14 protein-coding genes are annotated in these 20,100 nt (G+C 67.9%); 9 read left to right on the plus strand and 5 right to left on the minus strand.

The window, feature by feature from the left end:
- Positions 1–21: 21 nt before the first annotated feature.
- Together AB0J95_RS29910 and AB0J95_RS29915 are read right to left on the minus strand one after the other, a co-directional pair.
- Positions 22–1,086, minus strand: a complete 1,065-nt coding sequence (locus AB0J95_RS29910; RefSeq protein WP_364764972.1) for a diacylglycerol kinase — start codon at positions 1,084–1,086, stop codon at positions 22–24.
- A complete protein-coding gene (locus AB0J95_RS29915) occupies positions 1,083–1,871 on the minus strand; it encodes an SDR family oxidoreductase (protein WP_364764975.1) in 789 nt (262 codons plus the stop codon). Before AB0J95_RS29915 ends, AB0J95_RS29910 begins: the two co-directional genes overlap by 4 nt.
- Before the next feature lie 366 nt (positions 1,872–2,237).
- Here AB0J95_RS29915 and gltB point away from each other — a divergent pair, with 366 nt between their 5' ends.
- The 3 genes from gltB to AB0J95_RS29930 all read left to right on the plus strand — a co-directional run bounded on the left by gltB (position 2,238) and on the right by AB0J95_RS29930 (position 9,875).
- Entirely contained in the window at positions 2,238–6,791 is a 4,554-nt protein-coding gene (gene gltB, locus AB0J95_RS29920; RefSeq protein WP_364764978.1) for a glutamate synthase large subunit, read from the plus strand.
- A complete protein-coding gene (locus AB0J95_RS29925) occupies positions 6,784–8,295 on the plus strand; it encodes a glutamate synthase subunit beta (protein WP_364764981.1) in 1,512 nt (503 codons plus the stop codon). Before gltB ends, AB0J95_RS29925 begins: the two co-directional genes overlap by 8 nt.
- Before the next feature lie 143 nt (positions 8,296–8,438).
- Positions 8,439–9,875 carry an aromatic amino acid ammonia-lyase gene (locus AB0J95_RS29930; RefSeq protein WP_364764984.1) on the plus strand — a complete coding sequence of 479 codons (1,437 nt, stop codon included), beginning with the start codon at positions 8,439–8,441 and terminating at the stop codon, positions 9,873–9,875.
- A gap of 156 nt (positions 9,876–10,031) precedes the next feature.
- On the opposite strand, the gene AB0J95_RS29935 is transcribed toward AB0J95_RS29930, so the two are convergent.
- Positions 10,032–10,691 carry a GPP34 family phosphoprotein gene (locus AB0J95_RS29935; protein ID WP_364764987.1) on the minus strand — a complete coding sequence of 220 codons (660 nt, stop codon included), beginning with the start codon at positions 10,689–10,691 and terminating at the stop codon, positions 10,032–10,034.
- Positions 10,692–10,784: 93 nt separating this feature from the next.
- Between AB0J95_RS29935 and AB0J95_RS29940 the strand changes: the two genes are divergently transcribed.
- From AB0J95_RS29940 to tesB, 6 genes are all read left to right on the plus strand, one after another.
- On the plus strand, positions 10,785–12,239 hold the full coding sequence (locus AB0J95_RS29940) for an APC family permease (RefSeq protein ID WP_364764989.1): 1,455 nt from the start codon (positions 10,785–10,787) through the stop codon (positions 12,237–12,239).
- Positions 12,240–12,815, plus strand: a complete 576-nt coding sequence (locus AB0J95_RS29945) for a GNAT family N-acetyltransferase (protein WP_364764992.1) — start codon at positions 12,240–12,242, stop codon at positions 12,813–12,815.
- Between the two features lie 10 nt (positions 12,816–12,825).
- Positions 12,826–13,491 carry a DUF2461 domain-containing protein gene (locus AB0J95_RS29950; protein ID WP_364764995.1) on the plus strand — a complete coding sequence of 222 codons (666 nt, stop codon included), beginning with the start codon at positions 12,826–12,828 and terminating at the stop codon, positions 13,489–13,491.
- A 154-nt stretch (positions 13,492–13,645) separates the two neighbouring features.
- Positions 13,646–14,980: a pentapeptide repeat-containing protein gene (locus AB0J95_RS29955; RefSeq protein WP_364764997.1), complete on the plus strand. Its 1,335-nt coding sequence runs from the start codon at positions 13,646–13,648 to the stop codon at positions 14,978–14,980.
- Between the two features lie 173 nt (positions 14,981–15,153).
- The gene (pyk, locus tag AB0J95_RS29960; RefSeq protein WP_364765000.1) at positions 15,154–16,578 is read left to right on the plus strand and encodes a pyruvate kinase; all 1,425 of its coding nucleotides are present in this window, start codon (positions 15,154–15,156) and stop codon (positions 16,576–16,578) included.
- Between the two features lie 9 nt (positions 16,579–16,587).
- Positions 16,588–17,496 (plus strand): acyl-CoA thioesterase II, encoded by a 909-nt coding sequence (gene tesB, locus AB0J95_RS29965; RefSeq protein ID WP_364765002.1) that lies wholly within the window; start codon positions 16,588–16,590, stop codon positions 17,494–17,496.
- 134 nt (positions 17,497–17,630) lie between these two features.
- Here tesB and AB0J95_RS29970 read toward each other — a convergent pair whose 3' ends face one another.
- The gene (locus AB0J95_RS29970; RefSeq protein WP_364765005.1) at positions 17,631–19,109 is read right to left on the minus strand and encodes a thiopeptide-type bacteriocin biosynthesis protein; all 1,479 of its coding nucleotides are present in this window, start codon (positions 19,107–19,109) and stop codon (positions 17,631–17,633) included.
- Positions 19,109–20,062 carry a hypothetical protein gene (locus tag AB0J95_RS29975; RefSeq protein ID WP_364765008.1) on the minus strand — a complete coding sequence of 318 codons (954 nt, stop codon included), beginning with the start codon at positions 20,060–20,062 and terminating at the stop codon, positions 19,109–19,111. The genes AB0J95_RS29970 and AB0J95_RS29975 overlap by 1 nt, the downstream gene beginning before the upstream one ends.
- Positions 20,063–20,100 lie beyond the last annotated feature (38 nt).

Raw genomic sequence — 20,100 nt, forward strand, 5'->3', positions numbered from 1 at the left:
CACGCCGCCCCGGCCTTTTGTTTACGCGACCAGGCCCTTCCCGGTGATCAGGGGGAGATCCAGGGCGGTGAGCAGGCCGGGTGGGGCTTGGATGACGTGGGGGATGGCGTTGACGAGGCGCATGGCGGTGGTTTTGAGGCCGGCGGTGTTGTGGTCGCCGTCGGAGCCCATCAGCTGGAGGTCGAGGGTCATGGTGGGTTCGCCGGTGACGACCACGCGGTAGCAGCCCTGACCGGTGGGTTGCGGCCAGTCCGGGGCGAGGTCGGGGTGGAGGCGGGTGATGTGTTCCAGGACGCAGACCTTGCGGCCGTGGTACATGCCCGCGACCTCGAACCGCAGCGCCGCCGCCGTGCCCTTCTGGATGGTGCCCGACTTGATCTCGAAGGTGTCCGGGGCGGGGATGCGTTCGTGGGTGGCTTCGACGCTGTCGAGGGTGATGCCCAGGCCGGCGGCGAGCTGGTGGACAACGCTGCCCCACGCCAACGGGAGGATGCCGGGCTGCAGCAGCAGGGGTGTCTGGTCGAACGGCAGGCCGAAGCCCATGATGTCGAACAGGACCTTGCGGTTGTCGTAGGTCGAGTAGTCCAGGATCTCCAGGCAGCGCACCGCGTCGATCCGCTCGCTGATCCCGGTCAGCACCAACGGAAGGGTGTCGTTGGCGAACCCGGGGTCGATGCCGTTCACGAAGAGGGACGCGTTGCCCTCCGCCGCGGCCTCGGTGATCGGCTGCGTGACCTCGGGCGGTACGACCCCCGCGGGGAACTGCAGGAAAACCGGGCAGCTGGAGACGACGTTCACCCCGGCGCGCAACAACATCGTCAGATCGGCGGTCGCCTCGGCCAGCCGGTCGTCCGCCATCGCCGTGTACACAACGCAATCCGGCTTCAAGGCGAGCAGATCGCCGACGGACGAGGTCGCCTGCACGCCCAGAGGTGCGATCCCGGCCAGCTCACCGGCATCCCGGCCCACCTTGTCCGGAGTGGACGTCCACACCCCCGCCAGCGTCAGCGCGGGATGCGCGGCGACACCGGCGATCGCGTGCCGCCCGACGTTGCCGGTGCTCCACTGCACGACTTTGTACGTCACAGGTCCTCCAGACCCAGTTCCAGGGTCGGCCGCTCGGTCCCGCCGTCGACCTCCACCACCTTGCCGGTGACGAACTTCCCGGCGGCACTGGACAAGTACACCACCGCCGCGGCGATGTCGGAGGCCTCCCCGATCACCTTCAGCGGGGTGGCCTGCTCCATCTTGGTGCGCAACGCCTCCTGGGTCAGCACGATGTCCAAAGCGGACGTTGCCACCGAGCCCACCGAGATCGCGTTGACCCGGACCTTCGGCGCCAGATCGGTGGCCGCGAGCCGGGTGTAGTGAGCGAGCGCCGCCTTGGCCGTGCCGTACGCCAGAAAACCCCTGCCGGTCAACCGGCCCATCGCGGAGGAAATGTTCACAATGGACCCTCCGCCGCCCTCCAGCATCAGCGGCACGGCGGCGAGGTTCAGCGCGTGCGCGGTGCCTACGTTCCACCGGAACGCCTCGACCAATGTGTCCACACTGGTCTGCAGGAACGGGCCGGGCATCGAGCCGCCGACGTTGTTGACGACGATGTCCAAGCGCCCGAAGGAATCCCGGGCCGCGTCGACCAGTCCTGCCAGGGAGTCGAGCGAGCTGAGGTCGGCGGGCAGGACGACCGCCTTGCGTCCGGCGTCGGCGATCTGGGCGGCGACGTCCTCGAGCTGTGCGGCGGTCCGTGAGGAAATCACCACATCGGCCCCGGCCTGTGCCAGCGCGACCGCCGTCGCGGCCCCGATCCCGCGTCCTGCCCCGGTGACGACGGCCACCTTGCCGGTGACCTGAAAACGATCAAGGATCATCAAAAAACTGTAACACGTTCTAGTTAACGATCGGGTACCCGAAGTGGCGCGAGCGGCCCGCCGTGGTTCATGCTGGGCGCCGAATCGTGGTCGCCGGGCCCAGTGCGGGGCCTCTACCAGGTGGTTTGTCGTGTTTTGCGGCTAGCCGTACGCCGGTTATGCTTGAGCTGACGGACCACCACTGCGGCGTGGGCGCTGTATCGTCACGATCAGTCAAATCGTTACCTGAAGCTCCGGATTTCACTCCCCAAGAGTGTTTTTTACGTTTCTGGACTGTTAAGGTCACGTCAACGACAGCGGGCCATCGGTGTCCCGCGCCCAGACGAAGGAAAACCTGAGCGCGAGGACGACGAGGGAGGTCTGCTCATGATCTTCTCCGCCATCCCAGGCCCGCAGGGCCTGTACGACCCCAGCGAAGAGCGGGATTCGTGTGGTGTGGCAATGGTTGCCGACATCCGCGGCCGGCGCTCGCACGGGATCGTCTCGGATGGTCTGACGGCACTGGCCAACCTGGAGCACCGCGGCGCCGCGGGCGCCGAGCCCACCAGCGGCGACGGCGCGGGCATCCTGGTCGGCCTGCCGGACCGGCTGTTGCGCGCGGTGACCGGGTTCGAGCTGCCCGAGTTCGGCGAGTACGCGGCCGGGATCGCTTTCCTGCCAACGGATCCGGCCCAGCGTGCGGCCGCGGTCGCACTGGTCGAGCGGATCGCGGGCGAGGAGGGCCTGACCGTCCTCGGCTGGCGGGACGTCCCGGCCGACCCGGACGCCGCGAACGTCGGGCCGACCGCGCGGTCGGTCATGCCGCACTTCGCGATGCTGTTCGTGACCGGTGAGGCCGACCAGTCCGGCCGCGTCCCGGCCGGCGTCGAGCTGGACCGCCTGGCGTTCTGCCTGCGCAAGCGCGCCGAGCACGAGAGCCGTTCCGCCGGTGTGGGCGTGTACTTCGCCTCGTTGTCCGCGCGCACGATGGTCTACAAAGGAATGCTCACCACCGAGCAGCTGCCGCGGTTCTTCGGCGACCTGCGCGACGAGCGGCTGGAGAGCGCCATCGCGCTGGTGCACAGTCGCTTCTCCACCAACACTTTCCCGTCGTGGCCGCTGGCGCACCCGTTCCGGTACGTCGCCCACAACGGTGAGATCAACACGATCCGCGGCAACCGCAACCGGATGCGCGCCCGTGAGGCCCTGCTGGCCTCCGAGCTGATCCCCGGCGACCTGACCCGGCTGTACCCGATCATCGACGGCGACGGCTCGGACTCCGCGTCCTTCGACGAGGTCCTGGAGCTGCTGCACCTGGGCGGGCGCAGCCTGCCGCACGCGGTGCTGATGATGATCCCGGAGGCGTGGGAGAACCACGCCACAATGGACCGTGCCCGGCGCGCGTTCTACAAGTTCCACGCCAGCCTGATGGAGCCGTGGGACGGCCCCGCCTGTGTGACGTTCACCGACGGCACGGTCGTCGGCGCGGTGCTGGACCGCAACGGTCTGCGGCCCGCGCGCTGGTGGCGCACGGCCGACGACCGGGTGGTGCTGGCCAGCGAGACCGGTGTGCTCGACGTCCCACCTGATGAGATCATCGCCAAGGGCAGGCTGCAGCCCGGCCGGATGTTCCTGGTGGACACCGAGGCTGGCCGGATCATCGGCGACGACGAGATCAAGTCCGAGCTGGCCGGTCACCTGCCGTACGACGAATGGCTGCACGCGGGGCTGTTGAAGCTCGCCGACCTGCCCAACCGCGAGCACGTCGTGCAGACGCACGAGTCCGTGCTGCGCCGCCAGCTGACCTTCGGCTACACCGAGGAAGAGCTCAAGATCCTGCTCACCCCGATGGCCGTGAAGGGCGCCGAGCCGATCGGCTCGATGGGCACCGACACCCCGCCGGCCGCGCTGTCGCAGCGGTCCCGGCTGCTCTACGACTACTTCAAGCAGAACTTCGCGCAGGTCACCAACCCGCCGCTGGACGCGATCCGCGAGGAGATCGTCACCTCCGTGTCCCGCATCATGGGACCGGAGCAGAACCTCCTCGACCCGGGCCCGCGGTCCTGCCGGCACATCCAGCTGCCCTACCCGGTCATCGACAACGATGAACTGGCCAAGCTGATCCACATCAACGACGATGGGGATCTGCCTGGCTTCGCCTGCACTGTCCTTTCCGGACTGTACGAGGTGGACGGTGGCGGCAACGCGCTGCGCGAGGCGATCGAGCGGGTCCGCCGCGAGGCCTCCGAGGCGATCGCCGCCGGGGCACGGACCCTGGTGCTCTCCGACCGGGACTCCGACCACCGGATGGCGCCGATCCCGTCGCTGCTGCTCGTCTCCGCCGTGCACCACCACCTGGTGCGCACCAAGGAGCGCCTGCAGGTCGCCCTCGTGGTGGAGAGCGGCGACGCGCGCGAGGTGCACCACATCGCGCTGCTGCTCGGTTACGGCGCCGCGGCGGTGAACCCGTACCTGGCCTTCGAGTCCATTGAGGACCTGATCGGCCAGGGCGCGATCACCGGCATCGAGCCCCGCACCGCCGTGCGCAACTACGTCAGCGCCCTGGTCAAGGGCGTGCTGAAGATCATGTCCAAGATGGGCATCTCGACCGTGGGCGCGTACACCGCGGCCCAGGTCTTCGAGTCTCTCGGCCTGTCCAACGAAGTACTGGCCGAGTACTTCACCGGCACCTCGTCCAAGCTCGGTGGCGTGGGGCTCGACGTGATCGCGGAGGAGGCCGCGCTGCGGCACCGCCGCGCGCACCCGGAGAACCCGACCGACCGCGTGCACCGCAGGCTCGACAGCGGCGGCGAGTACGCCTACCGGCGCGACGGCGAGCTGCACCTGTTCACGCCCGAGACGGTGTTCCTGTTGCAGCACGCGACAAAGACCCGTCAGACCGACGTGTACCGCAAGTACGTCGACGAAGTCGAGCGGCTCAACCGCGAAGGTGGTGCCCTGCGCGGATTGTTCAAGCTGCGCAGCGGCGTGCGCCCGGCCGTGCCGCTGGACGAGGTCGAGCCGGTCGAGTCGATCCTCAAGCGGTTCAACACCGGCGCCATGTCGTATGGCTCGATCTCCGCCGAGGCGCACGAAACCCTGGCCATCGCGATGAACCGGATCGGTGGCCGGTCGAACACCGGTGAGGGCGGCGAGGACCCGGAGCGGCTCTACGACCCCGAGCGGCGCTCGGCCATCAAGCAGGTCGCGAGTGGACGGTTCGGCGTCACCAGCGAGTACCTGGTGAACGCGGACGACATCCAGATCAAGATGGCGCAGGGCGCCAAGCCGGGCGAGGGTGGCCAGCTGCCGCCGAACAAGGTGTACCCGTGGATCGCGCGCACCCGGCACTCGACCGCGGGCGTGGGCCTGATTTCCCCGCCGCCGCATCACGACATCTACTCCATCGAGGACCTGGCGCAGCTGATCCACGACCTCAAGAACGCCAACGAGCAGGCCCGCATCCACGTGAAGCTGGTGAGCGAGCTGGGTGTCGGCACGGTCGCGGCGGGTGTGGCCAAGGCGCACGCGGACGTCGTGCTGATCTCCGGGCACGACGGCGGGACCGGCGCCTCCCCGCTGAACTCGTTGAAGCACGCGGGAACCCCGTGGGAGATCGGCCTCGCCGAGACGCACCAGACGTTGATGCTCAACGGGTTGCGCGACCGGATCACCGTGCAGGTGGATGGCGGCATGAAGACCGGGCGGGACGTCGTGGTCGCCGCGCTGCTCGGCGCCGAGGAGTACGGCTTCGCCACCGAACCGTTGGTGGTCATGGGCTGCGTGATGATGCGGGTGTGCCACCTGGACACCTGCCCGGTCGGCGTCGCGACCCAGAACCCGGTGCTGCGCAAGCGGTACACCGGCCAGGCCGAGCATGTGGTGAACTACTTCCACTTCGTCGCGCATGAGGTGCGGGAGACGTTGGCGCAGCTGGGTTTCCGATCGATCGACGAGGCCATCGGGCACGCCGAGGTGCTCGACGTGGACCACGCCGTGAAGCACTGGAAGGCGCAGGGGCTGGACCTGACGCCGGTCTTCGAGGTCCCGGCGAACACGTACAACAACGCGCGCCGCAAGGTCCGCGAGCAGGACCACGGCCTGCAGCACGCCCTCGACCGCACGCTGATCCAGCTTTCCGAGGCGGCGCTGGAGGACGCGCACCCGGTCCGGCTGGAGTTGCCGGTGCGCAACGTGAACCGGACCGTCGGCACGCTGCTGGGGTCCGAGGTGACCCGGCGCTACGGCGGCGACGGCCTGCCGGAGGACACGATCCACGTCACGCTGACCGGGTCGGCGGGCCAGTCGCTGGGTGCGTTCGTGCCGCGGGGGGTCACCCTCGACCTGGTCGGTGACGCGAACGACTATGTGGGCAAAGGACTTTCCGGCGGGCGGATCATCGTCCGGCCGGATCCGGCGGCGCTGTTCGCCGCCGAGGCGCAGGTGATCGCGGGCAACGTGATCGGCTACGGCGCCACCTCCGGCGAGATATTCCTGCGCGGCCGGGTCGGTGAACGGTTCGGCGTGCGCAACTCGGGCGCGGTGATCGTCGCCGAAGGCGTCGGCGATCACGCGTTCGAGTACATGACCGGTGGGAGCGCGGTGGTTCTCGGGCCGACAGGCCGCAACCTCGCGGCAGGCATGTCCGGTGGCGTCGCGTACGTGCTCGACCTGCGTCAGGCGTTGGTGAACACCGACATGGTCGAGTTGCAGCGGCCCAACGCCGAGGACCTGGACTGGTTGCGGAAAACCGTGTCCCGGCACCACCAGCTGACCGGGTCAGCCGTGGCCGCGTCGCTGCTGGGTGACTGGCCGCGCCGCTCCGTGTCGTTCACCAAGGTCATGCCGCGGGACTACCAACGAGTTCTGGAAGCAATCCGGATCGCGCGCGCGGAAGGTCGTGACGTCGACGAGGCAGTGATGGAGGCGTCCCGTGGCTGACCCGAACGGTTTCCTGTCCTATCCCCGGAAAGACGCTCCGAAGCGGCCGATCGACGAGCGCCTGGGGGACTGGCATGAGGTTTACGCCGCGCTGACTCCTGCTGAGCGGGACACGCAGGTGCGCAAGCAGGCTACTCGTTGCATGGACTGCGGGATTCCCTTCTGTCACTCGGGTTCTGCTGGGTGTCCGCTGGGGAACTTGATTCCGGAGTGGAATGACTTGGTGCGTCGGGGTGACTGGCGGCTGGCTTCCGAGCGGCTGCACTCGACGAACAACTTTCCGGAGTTCACTGGGAAGTTGTGTCCGGCGCCGTGTGAGACCGCTTGCGTGCTGGCCATTTCGCCGGAGGCGGGTGGTGCGGTGACCATCAAGCGGGTTGAGGAGACGATCTCCGAGGTCGCGTGGGAGAACTCTTACGTTGAGGCTCGGGTGTCCACTGTGGCCTCGGGCAAAAGGGTCGCTGTCGTTGGTTCCGGGCCTGCGGGTCTCGCTGCTGCGCAGCAGTTGACTCGCGCTGGGCACGAGGTCACCGTCTTTGAGCGGGATGACCGGCTGGGTGGGTTGCTGCGGTACGGCATTCCCGAGTTCAAGATGGAGAAGAAGGTTCTCGACCGGCGGCTGGCTCAGCTGCGGGCCGAGGGGACCAAGTTCGTCACCGGCTGTGAGGTCGGTGGTAGTGGGATCTCCGTTGAGGAACTTCGGGCTTCGTTCGATGCGGTGGTTCTGGCAGTGGGGGCGCTGCAAGGGCGTGACGCGCCGGACATCCCTGGGCGGTCCCTGGATGGCATTCACCTCGCCATGGAGCACCTGGTGCCCGCCAACCGTGAGTGTGAGGGAGATGGGCCGACGCCTATCTCCGCTGCGGGCAAGCATGTTCTGGTCATCGGTGGCGGTGACACCGGCGCGGACTGCTATGGCACCGCGACCCGGCAGGGCGCCCTCTCCGTGACTCAGCTGGACCAGTATCCGCGGCCGCCCGAGGCCCGGGATGACGCTCGTTCCCCTTGGCCCACCTGGCCCGTCGTGCTGCGGACCTATCCGGCGCATGAGGAGTCCGGGACTCGTCGGTTCGCCGTGGCTGTCGAGCGGTTCGTCGGCGACGACTCCGGGCACGTTCGTTCGGTGGAACTCCGTAAGGTGCGCGTCGAGCGAGACCCGTCCACTGGTTTGCGGACAGTGACGCCGGTGTCCGATGAGGTCGAGACCATTCCGGCGGACATGGTGCTGCTGGCTATTGGGTTCGAGGGTGTCGAGCGGATGCCTCTTTTGGACGGTCTCGGGCTGTCGTTGACCTCTCGTGGGACCCTCTCCTGTGGCGCTGACTGGCAGACGACCGCTCCTGGCGTCTTCGTGTGCGGGGATGCGCATCGTGGCGCTTCTCTTGTGGTGTGGGCCGTTGCTGAGGGTCGCTCTGTTGCTCACGCTGTGGATGCCTATTTGACTGGCGCCTCGGATCTGCCTGCGCCCGTGCACCCCACTGCCTTGCCTCTGGCTGTGGTTTAGGAGTTGAGTGTCCGGGGCCCTTCAAAAGCAGCGCTCGCCGCTAGGCAGGCCATACGGGAGGGACAGAACACGAAGGACACCCCTGTTGCGCTTGGTGCTTGCCCGCTGGCGCGTGTGGGGTGGCGGGACGCACAATGCACCTCATGGGTCAGATTGAGCTTGTCCTGGATGGAGCGTCACTCCGTTGTGATGATGTCGCGGGGTTTGCCACGGGGAAGCTCAAGGTGCGGGTGGATGCCAGGGCGCTTGATCATGCGGAGGCTGCGTGGCGGCTGCAGTTGGAGGCTGTGGCTCGGCGGGCGGTGTATGGGCGGACGACGGGGGTCGGGGCCAACAAGGATGTGATGACTGCGGGGACCGCTGAGGATGGGTTGCGGCTGATGCGCAGTCATGCTGGTGGTGTTGGTGAGGTGATGTCCGAGGGACTGGTTCGGGCGATGTTGTTGGTGCGGCTCAATCAGTTGGCGGCTGGGCGGTCGGGGGTGCATCCGCGGCTGCTTGTGGCTGTTGAGGGGGCGTTGAACAACAATGCGTTGCCGGTTGTGCACCGGATTGGGGCTATTGGGACTGGGGATCTGACGGCGTTGGCGGAGACGGCGCTCACGCTGGCCGGTGAGCGGCCCTGGGGTGTTGGTGAGCAGCCGCCTGTGGCTTTTGGGACTGGTGAGGCGCTCGGGTTCATGAGCAGCAATGCGGCGACCTTGGCCGAGGCGGTGTTGGTCATGGTGGAGCTGCGGGATCTGTTGAAGGCCAGTCACACGGTGGCAGCGTTGTCGTACATCGCTCTGGGTGGGTCGCCGGAGCCTTATGCGTCAACGGTTCATGCCGCCAAGCCGCATCCTGGGCAGGCGGAGTGCGCGAAGGAGATGCGCCGGTTGCTGGGGATGGCTGGGGTTCCGAAGCCTGGGCGGCGGATTCAGGATCCCTATGGTCTTCGGGCGTTTCCACAGGTGCAGGGGCCGGCGCTGGATGCTGTGCAGTACCTGGAAAAGGTGCTCACGACGGAGATCAACGCCAGTACCGAGAACCCGATGATCTCGGTGGCGGACAACGATGTCTACCACAATGCCAACTTTCACACGGCCTATGTTGCCGTGGCGCTCGACACCGCGCGGGCTACGGTGCACTCGGTGGCCGAGCTTTCGGCGGCCCGACTCGGGGATCTCGTCGAGCCTGACCAGACGGACTTGCCGCCGTTCTTGGCGTCCGGGCCGGCGGGCAGTTCCGGTGTGATGATCTTGGAGTATGTGGCTCATGACGCCTTGGCCCAGCTTCGGCAGGCTGCGCTTCCGGTAACACTGGGAACCGCGGTGGTGTCTCGGGGGTTGGAGGATCACGCTTCTTTCTCAACGCAAGCGGCGCGGCAGGCGGGCACAGTGGCTGCGGCGTACCGGATTGTGCTCGGGTGTGAGTTGGTCGCGGCGGTGCGTGCGTTGCGGATGCGGAAGGCGGATCTTGTGGATCTGCCTGTGCGCGAGGCGTTCGAGCGTGCGGAGGCGGTGTTGGATTCCCGGCTGGAGGACCGGTCGCTGACTGAGGATGTCGAACGGGCGGCCCAGTTGCTGGATGAAATCGGGTGAGTGACCTTCACCGGAATGCCCTGCTTTGTTGATGGCAAAGGGGTTGCTGGAAAACTCGCGCCGGAGGGTGAAACCGGCGATGTGTGTTGTGTTTGAGGGCACCGAAATCGGGATGGTGTGCGGAGACGGTCGTGGTGGATGTGCGGGCCTGTCGGGTTAGTGGCGATTGCCCCCGTAAACGGTGGCGGCGACGGCCGCTTCGACTGCGGTGATCAGCGTTCCGATCGGCTCAATGATCATACTTTTCACTCGTTCCGTCCATTCCCCGAACTGTCTTCGGGGTAGGTCCGGCTCGCAGATGTCGTCCAGTCCGATCGCCCAGCCGAGCAAGGCCAGTGTCGCGGTCGGCAGATCACAGGATGTCCGTCCCAGCACGGCCGCGCGGATTCGTGCCCGGGGTTCGGAGGCGGTGCGCAGATCGGCGGGTGGATAGAGGATCGTGCGCTTGAGAAATGTCCGGTTCTCCTTGGGGGACACCATTCGGCGCTCGGCGAGGCTCAATGTCAGGCTCGCGGTCACCTTGTCCTGCAGGTGCTGCACCCAGTCGCGGACACCATGTTGATCCATCTCGCCCATGATCAGCGCCAGGGTGCGGTCGGCCGCGGCGTTGCCCGTGGCGTACCGGCTGGTCAATACGACAACTCCGCGTTGCAGCGCAATACGTTCGTCGAACAGCAAATCGGCGAGAACGGCGCCGGCCAGGCCGATGTCCAGGACCGGCTGGGCGATTCGGGGTTTGCCGGTGAACGGGTCGTTCCCCAGGAAGAACAGGCTCTCGCCGAGCGAGAGGTCCCCTAACCGCACGATTGCTCCCATGCGTTGGAAATCCGTCCGGGCAATGGCATGCCGGGCGGTGAAGATCCTATACTCCCGCGGGTCGAACGGTCCGGTCTGTGGGAGGACAGCGGAATGACCGCAGTGCAAGGGTTCACGCGCGGCCTGGCCAAGCCGAGGCTGGGGGCCGCACAGATCGTCTTCTTCGTTGTCGCCGCGTCCGGACCGCTCTTCGCGATCGCCGGTGGTATATCAACAACCTACGCGGTGACCGGAATCATCGGCGTGCCGCTGTCGTTTGTTCTGCTCGCCCCGGTGCTGGCGTTGTTCGCGGTCGGATACGCGGCGATGAGCAGGCACATCACCAACGCGGGCGCGTTCTATCCCTATGTGGCCCACGGTTTGGGCCGGGGGCCGGGGATCGCGGTCTCGTTCGTCGCGCTGATCGCCTACAACGCCATTCAGATCAGTGTCTATGGGCTGTTCGGGTGGTCGGTGGCGAACTTCATCGGCACCAGAACCGGTACCGAGACGCCGTGGTGGCTCTGGGCGGTGCTGGTGCTGATCGTGGTCGGTGTGCTCGGCGCGCTGCGCATCGACATCAACGCCAAAGTCCTTGGCACGGCCATGATCCTGGAATGCGCGACCGTTCTGGTGATCGACGTCGCCGGTTTCGCGAACCCGGCCGCGCCCGGTGAGAGCCTCGCGCCACTCAACCCGGGCAACCTGTTCGTCGCCGGAGTCGGAGCGGTGTTCGCCTTCTCGGTCGCCGCGTTCACCGGTTTCGAAGGCGCGGCAACATATGGCGAGGAGACCCGCGACCCGAGCAAGACCATCGCCAAGGCGACCTACATCGCGATCGGCGTGACCGCGGTGCTGTACACGTTGTCCGCCTTGGCAATGGCCGTCGGCGTCGGTCCGTCCGCGATCGTTTCCCAGGCGCAGCAACAAGGACCGGGTGTGTGGTTCGGCATCAGCGGCGCGCACCTCGGCGAGACGTTCACCGACATCGCCTACGTCCTCTTCCTGACGAGCCAGTTCGCGTCCCTGCTGAGCTTCCACAACGCGGTCGCCCGCTACTTCTTCGCGCTGGGACGGGAAAGCGTGCTGCCGGAGGCGCTGGGCCGGACCAGCAAACGGACCGGCGCCCCGGTCGCCGGCTCGGTCACGCAGTCGGTAGTAGCGCTGGTGGTCGTGACCGGTTTCGCGCTGGCCGGCCGGGATCCGATCCTGGAGCTGTTCACCTGGCTGGGCGTTACCGCGTCCACCGGTGTGGTCGCGATCATGGCGATGGTGTCGATCTCGGTGGTCGGCTTCTTCAGCCGCCGCCGCGGCCCGGAAACCCCTTGGCAGCGCACGATCGCGCCGTCGCTGGCCACGTTGTTCCTGGTGGCGATCCTGATCCTGATCCTCGCCAACTTCGATCATCTTCTTGGCACCGAACAGGATACGGCGTTGCGTTGGATCCTCCCCGGGCTGCTGCTGGCCGGCGCGATCGCCGGGCTGATCCGCTCTTCCGTGCTACGCAACCGAAAACCGGCTGCCTACGCTAAGGTCGGAGGGGTCGGCGACTCACTGGGGAGTGTGTGAATGATCCGCACGGCTGGCCGGGATGACCTGTCACTGATCGGGAAGTTACTGGGGGCGGCCTTTCAGGGCGATCCGGTCAGCGCGTGGATCTTCCCGGACGATGCCCGGCGCGCAGCGGTCCAGCCGAAGTTCTTCCGGACGTTCGCGGGACTGGCGCTGGACGCGGGCGGAATCATCTACGTGCACAGCGATGTCGCCGCAACCGTGTGGTTTCCCGGTGGCGACGATGACGACGACGAGGCGTCCGCCCAGTTCGACATGCTCAGCGAGGACGAGGCGGACCGGTTCGGCCGGCTCACCGAGGTGATGGCCGAGAACCACCCGACCATGGGCCGGCACCTGCACCTGCAGTTCATCGGCGTGCACCCGGACCACCAGCGGGCCGGGATCGGCGGCGCGCTGCTCGCGCACAACCTGCAGGCCCTCGACGAGCGGCGCATGGCGGCCTACCTGGAGGCGAGCTCGACGCTGAGCCCGCCGCTCTACCAGCGGCACGGGTTCGAGCACATCGGCACGCCGTTCGGCCCGGAGCCCGGGCCGAGGATGTACCCGATGTGGCGGGAACCGGGACAGTAAGCTGCCGGGAGTGAGCTTCACGGGTTTCGGCGAGTACGCGATCGACTTCTTCGACGGCCTTGTCCTGGACAACACCAAGGCCTATTGGGACGACAACCGCGATACGTACAACGCGGACGTCCGTGCCCCGATGGAGGCGCTGCTGGCCGAGCTCGTCGGTGAGTTCGGCACCGACTTCGGCGAGGCCAAGGTGTTCCGCCCGTACCGCGACGTCCGGTTCGCCAAGGACAAGACGCCGTACAAGACGCACTGCGGCGGCGTGATCGAGCAGGGCCGCGGCGGTGGTGCCTACTACGTGCAGATCGGCCCGGAGGGGCTGCGGGTCGGCGGCGGCTGCTTCCACCTGGAGGCCGACCAGATCGCCCGGTTCCGCGCCGCCATCGCCGAGGACATCCACGGCAGCGTGCTGGAGAAGCTGATCGCCAAGCTGACCAAGCAGGGCTGGGACATCCTAGGCGAGCGCCTGAAGACCAGGCCCAAGGGCTACGAGGCCGACCACCCCCGGATCGAGCTGCTCAAACACAAGTCGCTGTACGCGGCGCGGTCCTGGGAGCCGGGCGACTTCCTGCACGAACGCGAGTGCCTGACCCGCGTGCGCAAGGCCTGGCGGGAGCTCAAGGCGCTGAACACCTGGGCGCGCGACCACGTCGGCGTGAGCCTCCGTTCAGCCTCTTAGTGTCCCGCGCCGGAGGTCCGCCACCGCACGGCCGTGCTGATCAACCCCGGCTGGAAACCTGGATCCGCCGAACAAAGGCACCGGACCTCCGGCGCGCGGGACACGGGATACACCCGAATTGGTGAACGACCCCGGTCTGGGAGAGCATCTGGTCATGGCACGCACCCCGTGGTCCTGGTCGCGGATGGCGATTCTGATCGGCGCGCCGGTGCTCGGCGCGACCGCACTCGTGCTCGCCATCATGCTGCTCACCGCCCCCGACAGCCCCGTACCGGAGGTGACCCGCACGGCCGTGCTGGTCGGCGTGCTGGTCGGCGCGGCGATGGGGTTGCTGCTGGTCGGCCGCCACTTCTGGCGGGTGGAGCAGGCGACCGACGCGCGGGAACACGACATGAACGAGCGGCGGTCCTACGAGGCCTACGCCCGCGCCGCCGAACAGCTGGGGTCCACCGCCGCGCCGGTCCGGCTGGCCGGTCTGTACGCGCTGGAACGTATGGCGCAGACCGACACCAAGTACCGCCAGACGATCATCAACGTGATGTGCTCGTACCTGCGGATGCCGTACGCGCCGCCGGAGCAGGCCCACGACACCGTCACCGACGTGGCCGAACGCGGGGTCCGGATCGCCGCGCAGCGAATCCTCGCCAGCCACCTCGACGCAGGTGACCTCGAACGGTTCTGGCCGGACGTCGACCTCGACCTGTCCGGCGCCACCCTGATCGACTTCAGCCTCGCCGGCGCCCGGCTGCGGTCCGGGGCGTTCGACCGCGCGCACTTCGCCGGGGACATCTCCTTCGCCGGCGCCCAGTTCGCCGGGGACGCCCGGTTCGGCAACGCCCGGTTCGTCAGCCGCCGCGCGGACTTCCGGGGCGTGTGGTTCGCGGTGAAAGCGGACTTCACCGGCGCCGGGTTCGCCGGGGACGTCGAGTTCAGCGGGGCCAAGTTCGGCGCGGAGGCGCTGTTCGGCAAGACCGTGTTCGCCGGGATGGCCGACTTCGCGCAGGCGGCGTTCAGCGCGGTCGGGGCGTTCCGGGCGGCCATGTTCGTCGGCCGGGCGGAGTTCCCGGGCGCGTGGTTCGGCGCGGACGCGGACTTCAGCAGCGCCGCGTTCTCCAAGGACGCCCTGTTCAACGGGACCCGGTTCACCGGCCAGGTCGAGGCCCTCGGGGCGTACTTCGCCGCGCACGCCAGCTTCCGCGGGGCCTACTTCACCCGCAACGGCGACCTGCGGGCGTCCCGGTTCGGCGGCAACGTCGACTTCACCGAGGCCTGGTTCGCCGCCACCGCGATGCTCGACGGCGGCCGCGTCCGCGTCGACACCGACCGCAGCCTGTCGATCTGGCCCGCCGACTGGGCCATCCGCGAACCCCGCGACGACGTCGACGCCCGCCTCCCCGACCGCGAAGGCGCCTGGGGCTACCTCATCCGGATGAACACCCAGGACAAACCCATCCCCGCCGAACGCTCCGCCCCACCCAACGCCCCGTAGATCCCTGACCCTGTCCAACCTGTGCGCACCGGTTCGATCTCGCGCGGGAGGTTGGATTGCGGGGGTGAGCTGGGTGAACGGGCGGTGTACGGCGGGTGGGGGATGGGGGTCTGGGGATATTACTAGGCGGTAGTTCCGCATCGGTTCAGATGGAGGGGCTAGGCTGCACGAACGTGAGCCGACGCGCAAAGATCGTCTGTACCCTGGGTCCCGCTACCTCGACCCCGGAACGTGTCCTCGAACTGGTCGAGGCGGGTATGGACGTGGCGAGAATGAACTTCAGCCACGGCAGTCACAGTGACCACAAGCAGGTGTACGACGTGGTCCGTGCCGCCTCCGACCAGACGGGTCACGCCGTCGGGATCATGGCTGACCTGCAGGGACCGAAGATCCGGCTGGGCACCTTCGCCGCCGGGCCGGTCGAATGGGCCAACGGGGAGATCGTCCGGATCACCGTTGACGACGTAGTCGGAACGCACGATCGGGTGTCCACCACCTACAAGGGCCTGGCCCGCGACGCCAAGGCCGGTGACCGGCTGCTGGTGGACGACGGCAAGGTCGGCCTGGTGGTCAAGAGTGTCGAGAACCAGGATGTGATCTGCGAGGTCACCGAGGGCGGCCCCGTCAGCAACAACAAGGGCATCTCGCTGCCGGGCATGGACGTGTCCGTGCCGGCCATGAGCGAGAAGGACATCGAGGACCTGGAGTTCGCGCTCGGTCTGGGCGTCGACTTCGTGGCGCTGTCGTTCGTGCGTTCCCCCGCCGACATCGACCTGGTGCACCAGGTGATGGACCGGGTCGGCCGCGGCAGGCTGCCGGTGATCGCCAAGCTGGAGAAGCCCGAGGCGGTGGACAACCTCGAGGCGATCGTGCTGGCCTTCGACGGTGTCATGGTCGCCCGTGGTGACCTGGGCGTGGAGCTGCCGCTGGAGCAGGTGCCGCTGGTGCAGAAGCGGGCGATCCAGATCGCCCGGGAGAACGCCAAGCCGGTCATCGTGGCCACCCAGATGCTCGACTCGATGATCAACAACTCCCGGCCGACCCGGGCCGAGGCCTCGGACGTGGCCAACGCGGTGCTCGACGGCGCCGACGCGGTCATGCTGTCCGGTGAGACCAGCGTGGGCCGCTACCCGATCGAGTCGGTGCGGACCATGGGCCGGATCGTCGAGGCCGTCGAGAGCGAGTCCGTGGTCGTGCCGCCGCTGACCCACGTGCCGCGCACCAAGCGGGGCGTGCTGTCCTACGCGGCCCGCGACATCGGTGAGCGGCTGAACGCCAAGGCCCTGGTCGCCTTCACCCAGTCGGGCGACACCGTCCGCCGCCTCGCGCGGCTGCACACGCACCTGCCGCTGCTGGCGTTCACGCCGGAGCCGGAGGTGCGCAGCCAGCTGGCGCTGACCTGGGGCACCGAGACGTTCCTGGTGCCGCGGGTGGACTCGACCGACCAGATGGTCCGCCAGGTGGACATCTCGATGCTGTCCATCGGGCGCTACCAGCCGGGTGACCTGGTGGTGATCGTCGCAGGGTCGCCGCCCGGTACCGTCGGGTCGACTAACCTCATCCGGGTTCACCGGTTGGGCGAGGAAGACCACGCGTAGGAGTTCGGCATGACGGAGGTCGCGAGGGCCGCTGCGGCGGACCCGGGCCGTGAAGGCCAGAGCGGCCAGCCCGTTCTCGACAAGCTGGTGGCCCTGCTCGACCTCGAGGTCATCGAGGACAACATCTTCCGCGGTGTGAGCCCCGCCGACCGCCCGATCCGGGTGTTCGGCGGGCAGGTGGCCGGCCAGGCGCTGATCGCGGCCGGCCGGACGGTCCCGCCCGAGCGGCAGGTGCACTCGCTGCACGCGTACTTCATCCGGGGCGGCGACCCGAGCATCCCGATCGTGTACGAGGTCGACCGGATCCGTGACGGCCGGTCGTTCACCACCCGGCGGGTGATCGCGATCCAGCGCGGCAAGGCGATCTTCTCGCTGTCCGCGTCGTTCCAGATCACCGAGCCGGGCATGGAGCACTCCGACGCCATGCCCGACGTGCCCGACCCCGAGGGCCTGCCCACCTACCAGGAGCAGGTGGAGCTCGGCGGCGAGAAGATGGGCGCGATCTGGAAGCTGCCGCGGCCGATCGACATCCGCTACATCTCCGAGCCGCCGTGGCTGTCCCGGGAGAACGGCCCGCGTGAGGCCCGCAACCAGGTCTGGATGCGGGCCGACGGCAAGCTCAGCGACGACCCGCTGCTGCATGTGTGCGTGCTGGCGTACGCGTCGGACATGACGCTGCTCGACGCGCCGCTGGCCCGGCACGGGGTGCACTGGTGGACCGACAAGGTCAACGGGGCCTCGCTGGACCACGCCATGTGGTTCCACCGGCCGTTCCGGGCCGACGAGTGGTTCCTCTACGACCAGGAGTCCCCGAGCGCCTCGGGTGCGCGCGGGCTCGCGACCGGGCGGTTCTTCTCTCGGGACGGCCGGCTCATCGCCACTGTGGTCCAGGAAGGGCTGCTGCGTATCAACCGGTGATCTGGTGGGGCTCGCTGCCGTCCCGCTGAGGTCCGCTGCCGTCCGGCTGAGGTCCGCTGCCGTCCCGGTGGGGTTCGCCGCCGCGTTCCTTGCTTACGGAGTCGCGAAATGGCCAAATCCGGACGTGACTCAAGTCACGCTGTGGATAACCGGGCGACGGGGATCAGGTACACGAGGGTGTCGTTGACCCCGTCGAGGGCCAGCAGGTCGTGCGCGAGGTCATCGTAGATGCCACCGATCAGGCCCGCATGCAGGTTCATCGCGGCGGCGACGAGGCCCAGGTTCTGGGCGAGGTGACCGGCCTCGGTGAACGCGAACCGCAGCGCCCGCGTGCCGTAGGACTGGCGCAACGTGCCGAGCCGGACGTACATGGCGAGCACTGCGGGGCAGTTCGCCAGTGGTGTGGTGTCCGGGCCGAGCCACATCGAGGTCGCCTCAAGGTCCGGGATGGATGGACAAGGCCCGGTCCAGGCCAGGGTTTTCGTGAGTTCGTCGGCTTCGTAGACGCCGGGCGCGAGGCCGATGACGTTCAACGCGACGATCCGGATCCGGGCGCAGTACTGGGCACCCGGGCTCGGGTACGGCCAGTGGCCCTGGTCCGAACCGTGAGCCGTCCACAGCAACGTGGCCAGGTCCTGAGTGGACAGTGCGCCTTCGAGGTCCGAGCCTCGGCTGGTGTGCCTGGTGTGTAGGGCGTGGGTGAGGGTGCTCGTGAGTTTCCGGGGTTGTGGCAGGGGGATGGAGCCGCGGCGGTGCCTTGGGTGTGAGGTCTTGCGGGGGAACTGTTCGGCGAAGCCAGGGAGGAACTTGCTGGCTTCGAGGTAGCGGCGGTCTGGGGCGTCCGCACCGTCGGAGTGGAACGAAGCGGGGCCGTGCAAGGCGGTCGCGGCGGTGACCCAGCAGATCAGGCGCTCCTGTTCCGGTGTGATCCCCAAGCGGTTGAACAACATGTGCAGCTGCGACGCCCAGTTCGTGCCCACCGTGACCTGACGGACCTGCTCGATCCAGTGCGCGGTGGCACCGCCGGCAGAGCGTTCCCAACGAGCCGCGATCTGCGGGCCGTACTTGTTCAGGATGTGGTGCGCGCGGCGGTGCGAGTCGAGGGACGGTTCGGTCGCGTCGGTGAACCGCCAGCTGGCGCCCATCAACCGCAACCAGGACGCGGCGGCGGGCCGGTCGAGGCCCAAAGCCGTGGTGGTGGCGATGGCGAACTCGATGCCCGCGGTGATCTTCGCGCTGGTGGTGTGCGTGGACTTCAGGACGGCGATGGCGACTTGCGTGCTGTGGCAGAAGAACTCCTCGGCAACCGGCATTGCCTGAGGGCCGCCGTAGCGGGCAACCTCTGGCACATAAGGGACTTCGCGGACGTCACCATGCGGCAACCAGTCCGGCGAGTCCTCGAAGACCGGGTAGTCCGCGGCGTCGATGGCATGGCGGAGTAACGAAGCGTCGAAGGAGCCGCGGATGCGCACCCGTAGATGCGGTCCGGTGTCGCCGTAACGGATGTAGAACCACTCGCGGTCGGCGAGCATCGGCGCGAGCGTCCCGGTGATGAAGGCGTCCACATCTTCGGGCTGCCAGGACAGGCGACAGTGCAGGCTGGTCCACGTCATCATGGCTCCAACGGCGTGAGGTCGTAACTGAACCCGCTCACCCGCGACCGCCCGGCCAGCAACGCGTACAGCAGACTATGCGACGAGGGAACGCCGATGGCGGCTTCCAAAGCGGTGTCGTCGAAGCTGCGCAGTGGACGGCAGAACATGTTCACCGCCGCCGAAGCCGTACACACATGCTGTGCCAAGGATCCCGCAGCCCGGAGCAGAGCCGGGTAGGCCTCCGAGCCGCCAGCACGAACCGCGGCCGGAACGTCGGCGGTCGTGATGAGCGCGAGGTTCATGCTGGCGACGTCAATGACCGAACGCGGATGACCATGGTGGCGTTGAACGGTCTCCATTGCCGCGCCAGAACGTCGAAGCACGAACGGATCCACCGTGTACCAGCCGTCCTGACCCCCGGTGACATTGTGGACGGCGAGCCAGTGAGTGAGTCCCGGATGGGCCAAGGGGTATCGGCTCCGGGCGGCTTGTACCAAGGCGAGCAAAGCCTGCCGAGGCAACGGACGAGGATCAGCGGTGAGACCACGGGGACCGAGGCCCGAGCTGCGAGGCGGTGTGGGGCCGGGAGTTCGGGGTTCGGAAGGGTGCAGCCAGACCCCGCCGGGATCGGCGATCGCCCGCAGGCCACGACGTTCGGCGTGCTCCACCAAAGCAGCGGCGATGTGGCCGACCTCGAGTTCGATCAGCGCATGGACGAACTCGCCGTAGCCACTGGACAACCGGTCCGGACGGCGAACGAACTCCAGCCGCACGGGACCATCCAGCGAAGGGGCGTCCGGCCCAACAGTCGCACGCCGCAAAGGATCGACCGGCCAGCGTCGCTGACCCAGCACGACATCCACATCGACCAGATAAGCGGCTCGCGGCGACGGGCACGCGCGATGGTCGTTGTACTGGTTCCACGGCTCCCAGCGAACAGGTGTCAACACATCCAGGATCACCTGGGCCACAGCAGAACTCGCTGGGAGTGGGTACCGTTCGCCAGGGG

Source organism: Actinocrispum sp. NPDC049592, from assembly GCF_040675465.1.
In the GTDB taxonomy this organism is placed as follows: Bacteria; Actinomycetota; Actinomycetes; order Mycobacteriales; family Pseudonocardiaceae; genus Kibdelosporangium.

Coding starts and splice junctions, on each gene's coding strand:
- AB0J95_RS29915 (WP_364764975.1), bottom strand. CDS start 1,871: ATGATCCTTGATCGTTTTCAGGTCACCGGCAAGGTGGCCGTCGTCACC.
- gltB (WP_364764978.1), top strand. CDS start 2,238: ATGATCTTCTCCGCCATCCCAGGCCCGCAGGGCCTGTACGACCCCAGC.
- AB0J95_RS29930 (WP_364764984.1), top strand. CDS start 8,439: ATGGGTCAGATTGAGCTTGTCCTGGATGGAGCGTCACTCCGTTGTGAT.
- AB0J95_RS29935 (WP_364764987.1), bottom strand. CDS start 10,691: ATGGGAGCAATCGTGCGGTTAGGGGACCTCTCGCTCGGCGAGAGCCTG.
- AB0J95_RS29940 (WP_364764989.1), top strand. CDS start 10,785: ATGACCGCAGTGCAAGGGTTCACGCGCGGCCTGGCCAAGCCGAGGCTG.
- AB0J95_RS29945 (WP_364764992.1), top strand. CDS start 12,240: ATGATCCGCACGGCTGGCCGGGATGACCTGTCACTGATCGGGAAGTTA.
- AB0J95_RS29955 (WP_364764997.1), top strand. CDS start 13,646: ATGGCACGCACCCCGTGGTCCTGGTCGCGGATGGCGATTCTGATCGGC.
- tesB (WP_364765002.1), top strand. CDS start 16,588: ATGACGGAGGTCGCGAGGGCCGCTGCGGCGGACCCGGGCCGTGAAGGC.
- AB0J95_RS29970 (WP_364765005.1), bottom strand. CDS start 19,109: ATGACGTGGACCAGCCTGCACTGTCGCCTGTCCTGGCAGCCCGAAGAT.